We start from the raw sequence: 15,389 nt of genomic DNA on the forward strand, positions 1-15,389 counted from the left end.
AAATGCGATTCATCCAGTTCAAGGCGACGTTTCTCCGCCTGGCCAAGGCGAGCCTCGCCGCGTCGATGCTGCTGGCAGCGAGCGAGGCATCGCTCGCCCAGACCGTGAACCTGACGGCGAAGGCCGTGTCGGCCACGATGCCCGACGGCGAGATCGTACCGATGTGGGGCTACACGTGCTCGGCGGCCGCCGTGGCGCCGGCCACCTGCGCGGCGGCCAATCCCGGCGCCGGATCGGGCTGGTCGCCGGTGGTGATCACCGTGCCGTCCGGCGCGACGCTGACGATCAACCTCACGAACAGTCTGCCTGCCACCGTGCCGACGTCGCTCGTGATCGTCGGCCAGCTGGGCGGCGGTCTCGGCAAGACGGCGACGTCGACCCAGAGCCCCGTGCATCCGACCCAGACCTCGACGACCTGGCCGATCGCAGGCACCGGCAGCGGTGCGACGTTTACGCCGCCCGCGCAAGGGCCACGGGTTCAGTCGTTCTCGACCGAGGTGGCGCACGGCGCGACGACGGCGCTGAAGTGGAACAACCTGCGGCCCGGCACCTACCTGATCGAATCGGGCTCCCATCCGTCGATCCAGGGGCCGATGGGCCTCTACGGCGTGCTGGTGGTGCGCACGCCGCCGCCGTCCGCGACGTCGCGACCGGTCGCCTATCCGGGCGTGCCATACGATGCCGACATCCCGCTCGTGCTGAGCGAAATCGATCCGGTGCAGAACGCGGCGGTCGCGGCAGCCGTGGCAACCACCGGCTTCAGCGAAACGAAGGTATGGTCTGGCCTTTCTGGTGGCTGCGGGGATTCGCACTCCTCATCGTTCGGCACCTGCTATCCGCCGGCCGTGAACTACGATCCGCGTTATTACCTGATCAACGGCGTCGCCTTCGATCGCACGAATCCGAACCGGTCGTCGTTCCCCGCAACGGCCTCCGTGTCGACCGGCCAGGTGCTCCTGCGCTTCGTCAACGCGGGCCTGCGGATGCACGTGCCGTCGGTGGTCGGCGCGCAAAGCGGGAACCCGTCGGTCTCCGGCTTCACGCTCGTCGCCGAGGACGGCAATCCGCTGCCCGGCAATCCGCGCGTGCAGTCGTCCGTGTTCATGGCGGCCGGCAAGACTTACGACGTGATGATGACCGCGCCGGGCCTGAATGCGCCCGCGCTGCCGGTGTTTGACCGGCAACTGAGCCTGTCCACCAACAACCAGCGCGACGGCGGCATGCAGGCGTATCTCAGCATCAACAACGGCGCGCTTCCGTCCGCCGGCGGAGGCGGCCAGAACGTCGTCGCCAATCCCGACAAGTACTTCCTCGTGGCGGGCAACACGCTGACCGTGGCGGACCCCGGGAAAGGGGTGATCGCCAACGACGTCGGCGTCTATGGCGTGCAGCTCGTGACCAAGCCGGCCAACGGCACGGTGACGCTGAACCCGGACGGCACGTTCAACTACGTGCCCAATGCCGGTGCGACGTCGGACAGCTTCGTGTATCAGGCGAACGGCAATCCCGCGGTCACCGCGACGGTGACGCTGGCTCCCTGCACGCAAGCCGCCGGCTGCCTGTCCGGCCCGCCGGTCGCCCACGACGACAGCTACACGAGCAACATCGCATCGCGGCTGCAGATCGGCGCGCCGGGCGTGCTCGGCAACGACACGGACCCCGGCGGTCTGCCGCTCACCGCGGCAGTGGTGCCGGGCAGCGTCAGCGGCGGCACCGTCACGCTGAACGCGGACGGTTCGTTCTCCGTAACGCCGAGCGCGCCGCCCGTCGGCGCCGCGACCGCGGGCGTGACCTTCAAGTATACGGCGGTCAACTCGCAGAACACGGCGAGCGTCGCCGCGAACGTTGCCGTCACGTTCAAGGGCGGCAGCGGGCTCGCCGTGAAGGTGCTGGATGGGCCGAGCGCGGCACCGGGCAAGACGCCCGTGCAGCTCACCGACTACCGCTGGATCATCGAGGAAGACCGCACGTTCCAGATCGACCCGGCCTGCCAGGTGAACACGACACCGCGCCCCGCGAACTGTCCGCCGCTGCCGGTGCCGAGTCTCGGCACCAGCTTCCATACGAGCTATATGCCGGTGATCGCGGCGGGATGCGTCGGCACGGTGGCGTGCGAGTCGGGGCAGACGGTGTTCGATCCTGCAACCAACACGCACGTACCCACGGTATGCGATATCGGCAACGGCGCGTGCCGCACGAACGCCGCGCAACAGGTGGCGGTCGACCCGAGCCAGGTGTCGCTCGATCCGACCAAGCACTACTACATCTCGATTCTGCCGGGCGATGCGGGTAACAGTTTCTCGAACGGCGGGGGCGCCCCGAAACCCGTCGATCCGAACGACCCCACCAGCGCGATGCGGCAGTTCGACATTTCAAAGGATTGCCCGTCGGGCCCCGGCGGCGCGGATTTCGCGCCGGGCACGGGCACCTGCGGTCATACGATGGGCGGCGCGCCGATCGCGCCGGCCCAGAAGAGCGTCAACGTGCTCGTGCAGGAGACGCCGTTGCAGACCGCGAAGATCTCGGTATTCGTGTTCGAGGACGATGCGCCCGTCAACGGCGAAGTGGACGTGAGCGGCGGCAACGACGGCTTCGGCAGCTCGCATGAGCCGGGTCTCGGCGGGTTCGAGATCAAACTGTTCGACGACGCGGGCGGCACCGGCGACGCCACCGGGCAGATGACCTACGACATGTTCAACATGCCGCTGTCGAACTCGCTGCAGGGCACGATCGATCCTTCCACCGGCCTGAATGCGTGCCCGATTTCGACGACGTCCACCGACGGCCTCGTCGGCATGATCCCGACCTGCCCGAAGTACGAGTCCGACGGCAAGACGCTGTCGCCGCTGGTCGGCCAGGCGGTCATCGCGAACCTGATGCCGGGACGCTATGGCGTCGTCGCGACGCCGGGCGCCGACCGGAGCGGCCGCGGCGAGGAATGGCTGCAGACCAACACGCTGGACGGACAGAAGGCCCACGACGCGTTCATCAAGGTCGGCGGCCCGTCGTACTTCCAGGAGTTCGGGCCCGCGGGCTTCCACGTGTCGATCGGCTTCGCGAATCCGAAGATCATCAACGACCGGCTGCCGGTGGTATGCGCCGGCACGACCTGCAACAACTCGCTCGCCGGCCGGATCACGAATCTGCACTACAGCCGCCCGCCGAACGAGAACCTGTACGGCTCGGGCTCGCGCGATTCGCTCGGCTTCACGCAGTGCTATGTGAGCGTCGGCGACACCGACGGGGAGGACATCGCCTTTACCAAGTGCAATCCCGACGGCACGTTCAAGATCAGCGGCCTGCCCGACGGCACGTTCCGCATCACGGTCTTCGATCAATGGAACGACCAGATCGTGGACGGGCTGGCGACGGCGACGCAGTTGAAGGGCGGACAGTCCAAGGACCTTGGCGATATCCCCGTGCTGCAGTGGCATACGAATCTGTACACGCGGACCTTCTTCGACCAGAACGGCGACGGCGTCTCGCAGGACAGCGAGCCCGGGCTCACGCTCGTGCCGACCAACATCCGTTTCCGCGACGGCAGCTATTCGAACTTCAACAACACGGACCTGAACGGCTTCGCCGGATTCAACGAAGTGTTCCCGCTGTTCAACTGGTACGTGGCCGAAGCCGACACGACGCGCTACAAACAGACGGGCGTGCACGTGGTGTATGACGCGGGCGGCCCGGTCGACGGTACGCCGGGCGGAGGCAGCTCGAACATCGCGGCGAATTTCGCCAACACGATCGAATCGTCGACCGCGCATCTGCCGACGAACCTGCGCGTGCCGGGCGCCAAGTATTGCAACGACGCGGATTGCACGGACCAGTCCGGCACGAACCCGTCGACTGCACGGATCGATCCGCCATGGGTGACGACCGAAGGCTGGCAGGGTTTCTCCGGCCAGAATTCGTTCATCGAGTTCGGCAAGAAGCCGTTCGGCCCGACCGAGAACGGCGGCATCAAGGGCGAGGTGATCTACGCGTCGACGCGGCCGTTCGACGACCCGGCGCTGCTGATTCACACGAGCTGGACGCCGGACATTCCGAACGTGACGGTCAACCTGTACCGGGAGGATACGGCGACGGACGGCACGACGACGCTCGCGCTCGTCGATACGACGAAGACGAGCAGCTGGGACGACTGGGCGCAGGGCTTCCGCTCCGACGGCATTCCGAACATGAACTGCCCCGGGCAGGAGGCGAGCGACCCGTTCTTCTACACGTTGAAGAACAGCCCGCAGTGGCTCGACCCGACGCATCGCGCGTTGCCTGCGAATTCGCAGTTCAAGTGCTATGACGGCATGCACGCGTTCAACCAGGTGCAGCCGGCGCCCTACGACGGGATGTACCAGTTCCCGAGCGTGACGACGCGCGACCCGTCGACGGGCCTGCCGACGGGCACGAACTGCACGATCTGCGTGGCGAACCCGTCGGGCGACGGCACGAAGATGCTGCCGACCGGGAAATACGTCGTCGAGGTGGTGGTGCCGCCGGGCTACGAGCTCGTGAAGGAGGAGGACAAGAACATCCTGATCGGCGACAACTACATCGCCCCGGTGACGCAACAGTTCGGCGGTCTCGGCAATATCTTCATCCTGCCCGACCAGGCGGCGATGAATTCGACCTTCAACCCGAACAATGCGCAGAACCCAACGTCCGATCTCGGTTCGACGCCGCGGCACGAAGGCGACACGGGCAGTGTCGAGACCTTCTGGCCGTGCGTCGGCGCGCTGCGTATCGTGCCGGACTACATCAGCCTGTTCCCGGGCTCGAAGGAGGTCGCGCCGTTCGCCGGTGCCTCGCGGCACCTGTGCGACCGCAAGGAAGTCACGCTCACGAACGAGATGTCGGCGCTCGCGAAGTTCTGGCTGTTCAGCTCGACGCATGTCGCCGCGCACTACACCGGCTTCATGCTCGACGACTTCTCGTCCGAGTTCGATCCGTACTCGCCGCAGTTCGGCGAGAAGTTCGCGGTGCCGAACGTGCCGATCTCGATGAAGGACTTCGCCGGCAATGAAGTGGCGCGCACGTATTCGGATTCGTGGGGCATCTTCAACGGGCTGAACTATTCGACGTGGCAGGTCAACCCGCCGAATCCGACCGGTTACGCGCCGACGATGATGGTCGCCTGCATGAACGATCCGGACATGCCCGACCCGGCGCATCCGGGGAAGACGATTCGTGATCCGATGTTCAACCCGGCATACAGCCAGTTCTGCTACGAGATTCCGTTCATGCCCGGCCAGACCCAGTACATGGACACGCCGGTGGTACCGGTCCAGGCGTTTGCTTCCGGCTACAACCCGCCCGACTGTGCGTACCCGGACGGTACGCCCGCGATTGCCAGCGTGACCGGCGACTCGAGCGGCGGAGGGGCGGGCCCGTGGGTCAGCACGGTCGGTCACCAGCTGACGATCAAGGCGCTCGGCGACCAGGTCGTGCCGAACAACGCGTACAACGGGCCAGCCGCGACCGCCGCGCCGTTCAACCAGAAATTCGTCAAGCGCCACTATGGCTTCGGTGCGACGCAAGGGAAGGTCACGATCGGCGGCCACGTAGCTTCAGTGCAGTCGTGGACCGACTCTGAGATCCATGTCGTCGTCACGCCGCTGATCGGCTCGAGCTGCACCGTTGACCAGCGCGGCGTGCTGACGCCGACGTCCTGCGGCGAACTGGTCGTCACGACCGCCAGCGGCAAGAACACGATCGATACGGTTACCGTGACGGTGGGTGGCAAGGCGCCGACTTACGTGAACGGCGAGAACGCGACCAACGACGCGATCCAGACCGCGATCGACAAAGCGACCCCGGGCGACCTGATCATCGTCGGTCCGGGCACCTACAACGAAATGGTCGTGATGTGGAAGCCGGTGCGGCTGCAGGGCGTCGGCGCCCCGTCGGTGGTGATCAACGCGAACACGCATCCGTCGGGCAAGATGGACGCGTGGCGCAGGGAGGTCGACTGCCTGTTCGGTGTCGCAATGAACGGCGCGATGATCTCGGCATCGAACCCGTTCGATCCGACCGGCACGTACACGTGCCCGACGGCGATGCAGCGCAAGGTCGATCCGATCCCGTTCGAGCCGACCGTGGGGTGGGATTCGAACCTGAACGGCAACCTCGGCGAAATGCTGCTCGAGCCGACGCTGATGGGCGCGTACGAAGGCGCAGGCATCACGGTGCTCGGCAAGGGCGTGCGGGACGTGCTGGTGGGCGGCGTGCCGCAACCCGACCCGAACTGCACCGCGAACGGCATTTGCGTGCCGCTCACGGGCCCGACGCGGTTCCAGCCGAACCCGCCGGATTGCCGGAATAACCCGAGCAACTTCCTGTGCAATCCGTCGCGCATCGACGGCATCACGGTCACGAACAGCTCGCAAGGCGGCGGCGGGATTTTCCTGCACGGCTGGAACCATCTGATGGAGGTGTCGAACAACCGTGTGTTCGCGAACGCGGGCACGCTCGCCGGCGGCATCTCGGTCGGCCAGGTCGAGGTACCGGACGGCACGATCGCGCCCAACGGCATCACCCAGCTTCCGTTCGGCTTCAACAAGGCTGTGAACGTGCATCACAACTCGGTGACGTCGAACGCGGCGTACGGCGACGAAATCAATTCGAGCACGCCGTCGTCAGCCGGAGGCGTGGTGTTCTGCTCGGGCGCCGACAACTATCACTTCAACTACAACTGGGTGTGCGGCAACATGAGCAGCGGCGACGGCGGAGGCGTCGCGCACTTCGGCTTCAGCTATGCCGGCGATATCTCGCACAACTGGGTGCTGTTCAACCAGAGCAACAACCCGACACTGCCGACCTACGGCGGCGGCATCATCGCGCAGGGCGTGCCGCCGGACGGCACCTTCTGCGAGAACTCGACGGTCGACGTGGACTGCGCGCCGCAACTGTCCGACGGTATCGGGCCGCGGCTCGTGATCGACGGCAACCTGATCATGGGTAACACGGCGGAGAGCGGCAAGGGCGGCGGGTTGCGGCTGCAGCAGGTGAACGGCACGGACGTGGAGCGCAGCCCCAACAATGCGGCGAATTGGTACACGGTTCGCGTCATCAACAACATCATTGCGAACAATGTCGCGGGCTGGGGCGGCGGCGGCGTGTCGTTGCAGGACGCGGTGCGCGTGAGCTTCGTCAACAACACCGTGATGTCGAACGACGCGACGGCGTCCGCCGGCGTGCTGTTCAACACGGATGCGGCCACCCAGGCGAACGTCGGGCCGCCGAACTGCACCACGGTCGGCGCGCAAACGACGTGCAATCCGATCACGACGTCGACGTACCAGCCGGCCGGACTCGAGACCGCGCGGCATACGGCGAACTTCATCGCCGCGTTCACCGCGCCCGGCGTCGCGTGTCCGGCGGGTCTGCCGAACTGCACGACCTTCTCGAACCCGATCCTGACCAACAACGTGTTCTGGCAGAACCGCACGTTCTTCATCACGGTGTCCGGAGTGAATCCGAACATCCCCGGGCTGCAGAACACGGTTGCGCTGAATCCGACGTTGAACCAGGCCGGGCATGGGACGGGCTATTGCGATCCGAACGCGGTCTATTGGGACATCGGTGCGTATGGCGACACGGGCCCGGGCAACCATCAGTCGGGTCTCACGCTGAGCCCGCAGTACTCGATCCTGACCGATGTGGGCGACTACCCGGGCGCGAACAACAGCGGGGCCAACCCGTCGGTCGTGAGCCAGTACTGCAATGGGGCGCGCGTGCCGCCGGAAGGAGGCGGAAACGGCTTCGCGGTGCCGCCCGGCATCTCGGACACGGTGCTGCCGAACCCGCTGTTCAGCCTGCTGCCGTCGGCGGTGCCGGATGAGGGCAATCAGTGGATCAACATGTCGTACGGCCCGTTGTCGCTGTTCAACATGTCGATCGCGTCAGGCAGCTCCGGGTATGGCGTGCTGCTCGGCAACTACTCGCCGCGCGCAGGTTCGCCCGCGATCAACGCGGGAACGCAGGCGGGCGCGCCGAATCATGACTTCTTCGGCACGACGCGTCCGCAACAAGGGAAGTACGACATCGGTGCGGTCGAATTCCGTCCGTCTGGCATCGTGGGTGGCCTGCCGATCGATCCGCTGGCGCTCGGCACGGTGCTGACCGACGTCGTGGGCGGCCTGCCGATCCCTCCGCTGGCGGTGCCGAACGTACCGACCGGCGCCGTGGGCGGCCTGCCGATCGCGCCGCTGGCGGTGCCGAACGTGCCGACCGGCGCCGTGGGCGGCCTGCCGATCGCGCCGCCGACGGTGCCGAAAGTGCCGGCCGGTGTCGTGGGCGGCCTGCCGATCAATCCGCTGGGGCTCGGCACGGCGCTGAATCGACCTTGAAGGGGGGGGCCATGAACCGTTCACGTTTGCTGTGCAGGCGAGCGGCGCGTTACGCCGTCGCCGCCTGTCTCGCCGCCGCGGCCGTCGCAGAGCCGGCCGCGGCGCAGCAGGGCGCGCCCGCTGCGCCCGGCCCCGGTGCGAAGCATTCGCCATACCGGCCGGACCTCCCGCGGCGCGCGAGAACCTACTACATGATGACGAGGGGGATCGACAACCTGAAGGTGCACCGCATCACATCGGACAACCTGATCCGCTTCAGCTACCGCGTGACCGATCCCGCTGCCGCGAAGCGGCTCGCCGACAGGAGCGCGACGCCGTATCTGTACGGGCAGACGAGTCACGCACTGCTCGAGGTGCCGGTGATGGACAAGGTCGGCCAGTTGCGGCAAAGCGGCCGGCTCGAGGCCGGCCGGGAATACTGGATGGTGTTTTCGAACAAGGGCAACGTCGTCAAGGTCGGCGAACGCGTGAACGTGATCATCGGATCGTTGCATATCGACGGGCTGCTGGTCGAATAACGATGCGGCCGCGATTTGCGGCACAGGGACAGGAGAAGACTCATGATCCGGTTTCTTTCGGTAGCAATGGGGGCGGTCTCATTGGCGGGTTTGCTTGCGCTGGCGCCCGACTCGATCGCGGCCTCGGCGGCAGGCACCGCCCAGGCCAAGGCGGCATCGGCGGGGCACGCGAGCGCCGCGCAGATCGTCGAGCGCAACGTGGCGGCGCGCGGCGGGCTGCAAGCGTGGCGCACGGTCAGCACGCTGACGATGTCGGGGCTGATGGAGGCCGGCGGCAAGAAGAACACCGCGCTGCCGTTCGTGATGACGATGAAGCGTCCGCACAAGAATCGCTTCGAAGTCCGCTTCAACGGGCAGACGGCGTTCCAGGTCTATGACGGTGCGCAGGGCTGGAAAGTCCGGCCGTTTCTCGGTCGTGACGAAGTCGAGCCCTATACGCCGGCCGAGGCGAAATCGGCGGCGCAGTCCGCGGAACTGGACGGGCCGCTCGTCGATTACGCGAGCAAGGGCAGCACGGTTCAGCTGATCGGCTCGGAAATGGTGGAAGGGCATCGCGCCTACGTGTTGAAAGTGACGACGAAAGAGCGCGCGGAGCGTCGCGTGTGGATCGATGCGGCCACGTTCCTCGAGCTGAAGATCGACGGCGACCCGCGCGTGCTCGACGGCAGGATGCACGGCGTCTCCGTGTTCTTCCGCGACTTCCGCAAGGAGGGAGGGATCGTCGTGCCGCACACGCTCGAGACGGCCGTTGCCGGCGTGAAGGGAACGCACAAGTTGACGATCGATCACGTGGCGGTGAATCAGCCGGTGGACGATGCGTCGTTCGGCAAGCCGCAGCTCGGGGCGGCCAGGGTGACGAGCCGCTAGCCGGACAATCGGGCGAGGACCGGGGCCATGAAGCGAATCGAATCGTGGGTGCTCGCCGGCTGCATGGCGGCAGCCTTGTGCGCGTGCAAGCAAGTACCGGGGCAGGGTCTCACCGCGGACCAGATCGTCGAGAAGAATATCGCCGCGCGGGGCGGGCTCGACGCATGGCGCAAGGTCCGGACGATGGTCTGGTTCGGCCATGTCGACAGCGCGAACGCCCCCGTGCGGGACATGCCGTTCGTCCTCGCGATGAAGCGGCCGAACAAGACGCGCTTCGAGCTGACGGTATTGAACGAGAAGAGTGTGCGCGTGTTCGACGGCAGGGAAGGCTGGAAGCTGGGCGCGAGTCCGCGGCCGTATTCGAGCGACGAGATCAGGTCGGCGCGTGACGAGCAGGTGATCGACGGGCCACTGATCGATCACGAGGCGAAGGGCGTCGGCGTGGCGCTGGAAGGGGTCGACCAGATCGGCGGGCACGATGCATACCGCCTCGCGGTGACGCTGCCTTCCGGCGCGGTTCGCCATGTGTGGATCGATGGCCGCACGTTCCTGGACGTGAAGTTCGACCGTCAGTTGCGTGGCCCGCGCGGCCCGGTCACCGTCGAAGTGAGCTACAGCGATTTCAAGGCCATCGACGGCCTGCAGATCCCGCTCAGGATCGAAAGCCATACGGCGGCTTCCCCGAACAGGGACACGCTGGTCATCGACAAGGTGTCGCTGAATCCGCCGCTCGACGATGCGATCTTCACCCGGCCCGTGTCGCCGGGCGGACGCCGTTCGATTGCGATCGATGCGAGCGTGTCGCCGGCGCCGCCGCGTGCCGGCCTGCCGACGGCACGGCCATGAACGGCATCCGGCAGCGGCTGCGCGCCCTCGTGGCGGCGCGTCCGCTTGCCGTGAGCCGGCGGCTGGCGCGCTGGATGGTGCTGGCCGCGCTGTGCGCGCCCACCGGTCACGCGCGCTGCGACGAGGTGGCGCCCGCCGAGCCTGGCGCGCCCGTGCCCGTCGCTTCTGCGGACGCGGGCGAGGCGATCTACCAGCGCGGCATCCTCGGTTCGGGCGCGCCGCTCGAAGCCGTGCATCCGGACGGCGTGCGCCTGCGCGGCGCGGCGGCCGCCTGCATCAATTGCCACCGCCGCAGCGGCCTCGGTTCGAAGGAAGGCAACAACACGGTCCCGCCGATCACGTGGCGCTATCTGGCGCATCCTCGCGCGCAAACCGGCGAGGATCTCGACATCCCGTACGTTGCCGGCATGCGCACCGATCGCGAACCGTACACGGAGGAACGGCTCGCGCGGGCCGTGCGCGACGGGATCGATCCGGACGGCAAGCCGCTCGGCAGGCTGATGCCGCAGTACGCGCTCGGCGATGCCGACGTGGCTGCGCTGACGGGCTATCTGAAGCGTCTCGATCGCCGTCGGCCGTCGGGCGTGACCGACACGGTGCTGCATTTCGCGACGATCGTCACGCCCGATGCGGACCCGGTGAAGCGGGCGGGCATGCTCGACGTCCTGCAGCACTACTTCGCGGACAAGAACGCGTTTCCGTTCGGCGCGACGCCGCCGCTGCGCTCGACGCGAAAAATGATGTTCATGGTCAATCGGCGCTGGGAGCTGCACGTCTGGTCGCTCACCGGCCCGCCCGACACGTGGCATGAGCAGCTCAGGCAGTATTTCGCGCGACAGCCGGTGCTGGCCGTCGTGTCGGGGCTCGGCGGCAGGAACTGGGCGCCCGTTCACGACTTCTGCGAACAGGAGGCCGTGCCGTGCCTGTTTCCGAACGTCGAGGTGCCGGTCGAGACCGATCACGATTTCTACTCCGTGTACTTCTCGCGCGGCGTACTGCTCGAGTCGGACCTGATCGCGAAGCGCATCCTGGATGAAGCCGCGGCGCGGCCTGCGTCCCGGGCGGTGACGACGGTCCGGCAGGTCTATCGCGCGGGCGACAACGGCGAGCGGGGCGCACAGGCGCTGGCCGCCGCGCTGAAGGCGCACGGCATCGCGGTGTCGAATCGCGCGCTTGCGCCTCACGAGAGCGTCGCGCATGCGTTGCACGGGATGCCGCGCGACGATGCGCTCGTGCTGTGGCTGCGGCCGCCCGACCTCGCGGCGCTCGAGCATGTGCCGCCCGCGTCGGACACGGTGTTCATGTCGGGGCTGCTCGGCGGGCTCGACAGCACGCCGCTGCCGACGCGCTGGCGCGGCGTGACGCGCGTCGCCTATCCGTTCGACATGCCAGAAGGGCGGCGCGTGCGCGTCGACTACGCGTTCGGCTGGTTCACGATCCGGCGGATCCCGATGGTCGCGCCGCAGGTGCAGGCAGACACGTATCTCGCATGCGGCCTGCTCGCCGAGACGCTGAAGCATCTGGTCGATGCGTTCGTGGGCGAGTATCTCGTCGAGCGCATCGAGGACATGCTCGAACGTCGCATCCTGACCGGCTACTACCCGCGCCTGACGCTCGCGCCGGGGCAGCGCTTCGCGTCGAAGGGCGGCTATATCGCGCGGTTCGCCGGGCCGGATCGCGCGAAGCTTGCCGCCGACGGAGGCTGGATCGTTCCCTGAGCGGCCGCGCGCGTCGAGATGGAGTAGGAATCAGACCGCGTATGGAGGAAGTCTCCCCATGCCGGTTTTCGCGGGCGCTCCGCACAATGAATACATCGCGCGACGTTCCGGCGCAGCGCGGGCCACACGGCGTGAGGAGGGAAACCGCCATGACAACGTTTCTTGTCGGGCATGACACGCGTCATCGCTGGGCGCATCGCGGCTGGATGATCGCGATCGCGGCGCTCGCGTTGCTGCAGGCGTCCGTCGCGCAGGCGCTGCCGATCTTCGCGCGCCAGACCGGGCAAAGTTGCGTCGCGTGTCACGCCGGCGGCCAGTTTCCCGAACTGACGCCGTACGGGCGCATGTTCAAGCTGAACGGTTATACGTTGGGCGAGCGCACGATTCCGTTCGCGGCGATGGCCGTCGGCGACCTGAGCAAGACGCGAGCCAACAGCGACGCCAGCGGCAATCCGGTCACGCCGAAGAACGGCCTGCCGATCTTCGACTTCGCGAGCGTGTTCCTCGCCGGGAAGATCACCGACCATCTCGGCGGCTTCGCGCAATTCACCTATGCGAACTACGATCATCAGGATGCCAACGGAAAATGGAAAAGCTGGTGGGCATCGGACAACACCGACTTTCGCTTCGTCGACCGGATCATGTCTCCCGCAACCGATCTGATCCTCGGCCTGACGCTGCACAACAACCCCACCGTGCAGGATGTATTCAATACCGCGCCGGCCTGGAGCTATCCGTACATCGGCTCGGCGATCAGCCCGGTGGCCGGCGTTCCGGTCACGCCGGTGATCGAGGGCGCGCTCGCCATGCAGGTCGTCGGCATGGGCGGGTACCTGTACTGGAACAAGACGGTCTATGCGGAGCTGACCGCCTACAGCACGGCCGACGGCATCTGGTCGTTCCTGAGCAAGGGCAGCCGCGCGGGCAACCCGGATCACCCGCAGGTCTATCTGCGCGGCTACAACCCGTATGCGCGCATCGCGCTGACGCGCGAATGGGGGCCGCACAGCCTGATGGTCGGCGCGTTCGGGCTGAGCGTCAACGTCTATCCGAACGACCCGAACAGCTTCCCGATCTTCGGCACGGGCGTGACGCGCTATCGCGACTACGGTTTCGACACGCAGTACCAGTACCTGCTGGAGCCGCACACGATCACCGCGCAAGCGCGCTACGTGCGCGAGAACATTCACGATCCCAACAACTTCGTCGTGAGCGACAACACGGCGGCGAACCTGAATTCGTTGCGGCTCAAGGCGTCGTACATCTACCAGGCCAAGTATGGCGTCAGCCTGTCGTTCTTCAATACGACGGGAACCGCGGACAGCACCGCCTATGCGGCGAGCGCGAACTTCCATCCGAATACGCAGGGGTGGACGCCGGAAATATTCTGGATACCTGATCAGCACGTGCGCATCGGTATCCAGTACACGCATTTCACCAAGTTCCTCGGTGCGACGACCAACTACGACGGCAACGGACGCAATGCAAGGGACAACGACACGCTGTTCATCTATCTATGGCTCGCTTCGTTCTGACATACGGCGGGGCGACGGACATTGCGGCAGGGAGAGCGCTGACATGAACAAGGTGACCCATTTCGCTTGGCTTGCGCTGGTGCTGGCGGCATCGGGTTGTCACGACCTGGAGCGGTCGCGGGAAGTCGACAATCCGGCCGTGTCGGGCAAGACCATTGCATTGCAGGTGTGCTCGAACTGCCATGGCGCGAACGGCGTGTCGGTATCGCCGATGTTTCCGAAGCTCGCCGGGCAACGCAAGGAATACCTCGTCGATCAGTTGACCGACTTCAAGCATCACGCGCGCGCCGATCCGAATGCGAAGCGCTACATGTGGGGCTTCACGCATCTGACCGATGCGCAGATCGACCAGTTGGCCGATTATTTCTCGAGCCAGCCGGCGGTGCTCGGCGAGGTCGGCGATCGCTTGCTGCTCGACGCGGGCAAGGCGATCTTCGTGTCGGGACTGCCGGACAAGGGCGTGTCGGCCTGTGTCGGGTGTCATGGCCAGCATGGCGAGGGCATGACCGGGTTCCCCCGGCTCGCCGGCCAGCACGCGGACTACGTGCTGAAGCAGCTGAGGATTTTCCGGGAAACCGACACGCGGCCACGCGGCGCGATCATGAAGGCGGTGTGCGCGAACATGACCGAGCAGGACATGCGCGCGGTCGCGGCCTATGTCGAGGCCTTTCCGCCGGAAGCCGACGCACCGGCGAGCCCGGCGAGCCCGACGGTCGAGCAATGAGCCGCCGCCGCCGAACCGGCGTCACATGCGGCAGGTGCCGCGGGGCGGGCAGACGAGCGGCGCCGGCGGCGATCGTTTAGGTGTCTCGTCTCCCCCGGGGCGGGGCGCCTCTTTTTATTTGCATCCGATGGTTCCATCCTGGTGACGCTCATGAAAGCCATTCAATCGTCACGCGGCGGCATGGTGTCCGTTGTCGCGTCACTGTATCGGCTGCCTCGACGACTTCGCGCGCCGGCCGCGGTTCGCGCGTGCGGGCCGGGCGACGATCGTCCGTTCCTCGCGCGCCTGTCGGTCATCGACTGGCTGTTCGCACTGGCGCTCGTGGCGGGCGCGGGCCATGCGCTCGCGCACTACCATGCGTACATGGATGACTACGACAAGGCGGTGATGATCGGCACCGTGCCGGCGCTCGTCGTGCTCGGCTGGCGCTGGAAGCCCGCGCGGCTGATGATGGCGTCGATCGCCGTGCTCTCGTTGCTGTCGATCCAGATCTACCAGGGCGATCTCGCGCGCGCCGATGCGGCGTTCTTCCTCAAATACTTTTTGTCGAGCCAGTCCGCGATCCTGTGGATGAGCGCGCTGTTCGTGCTCGCGACGATCTTCTACTGGATCGGTCTGCTCGCGCGCTCGGCGTCGGGCGCCGCGATCGGCCAGAAGCTCACGTGGGTCGCCGTGCTGATGGGCTTCACCGGCCTGATGGTGCGCTGGTACGAGTCCTACCTGATCGGCGCCGACGTCGGGCATATCCCGGTGTCGAACCTGTACGAAGTGTTCGTGCTGTTCAGCCTGATCACCGCGCTGCTGTATCTGTATTACGAAGGCCACTACGGCACGCA

The 15,389-nt window shown here is 66.5% G+C and carries 7 protein-coding genes and 1 pseudogene; all 8 read left to right on the top strand.

All coding sequences use genetic code 11. The features are described 5' to 3' along the window. Positions 1-2: 2 nt before the first annotated feature. Entirely contained in the window at positions 3-8,345 is an 8,343-nt protein-coding gene (locus U4Y91_RS31720) for an Ig-like domain-containing protein (protein WP_321808357.1), read from the top strand. 11 nt (positions 8,346-8,356) lie between these two features. Then, complete coding sequence (locus tag U4Y91_RS31725; protein ID WP_321808358.1) at positions 8,357-8,863, top strand: hypothetical protein; 507 nt, start codon at positions 8,357-8,359, stop codon at positions 8,861-8,863. Positions 8,864-8,929: 66 nt separating this feature from the next. After that, a complete protein-coding gene (locus U4Y91_RS31730) occupies positions 8,930-9,730 on the top strand; it encodes an outer membrane lipoprotein-sorting protein (RefSeq protein ID WP_321808368.1) in 801 nt (266 codons plus the stop codon). 27 nt (positions 9,731-9,757) lie between these two features. Then, positions 9,758-10,576: a hypothetical protein gene (locus tag U4Y91_RS31735; protein WP_321808359.1), complete on the top strand. Its 819-nt coding sequence runs from the start codon at positions 9,758-9,760 to the stop codon at positions 10,574-10,576. Beyond that, entirely contained in the window at positions 10,573-12,294 is a 1,722-nt protein-coding gene (locus U4Y91_RS31740) for a cytochrome C (RefSeq protein WP_321808360.1), read from the top strand. The genes U4Y91_RS31735 and U4Y91_RS31740 overlap by 4 nt, the downstream gene beginning before the upstream one ends. Before the next feature lie 149 nt (positions 12,295-12,443). Further along, the gene (locus U4Y91_RS31745; RefSeq protein ID WP_321808361.1) at positions 12,444-13,829 is read left to right on the top strand and encodes a cytochrome C; all 1,386 of its coding nucleotides are present in this window, start codon (positions 12,444-12,446) and stop codon (positions 13,827-13,829) included. Positions 13,830-13,872: 43 nt separating this feature from the next. Beyond that, positions 13,873-14,553, top strand: a complete 681-nt coding sequence (locus U4Y91_RS31750) for a c-type cytochrome (RefSeq protein WP_321808362.1) — start codon at positions 13,873-13,875, stop codon at positions 14,551-14,553. 150 nt (positions 14,554-14,703) lie between these two features. Beyond that, positions 14,704-15,389: pseudogene (locus U4Y91_RS31755) on the top strand (c-type cytochrome biogenesis protein CcsB); the annotation flags it as partial.

This window comes from Burkholderia sp. BCC1993, assembly GCF_905339865.1.
Lineage (GTDB): Bacteria > Pseudomonadota > Gammaproteobacteria > Burkholderiales > Burkholderiaceae > Burkholderia.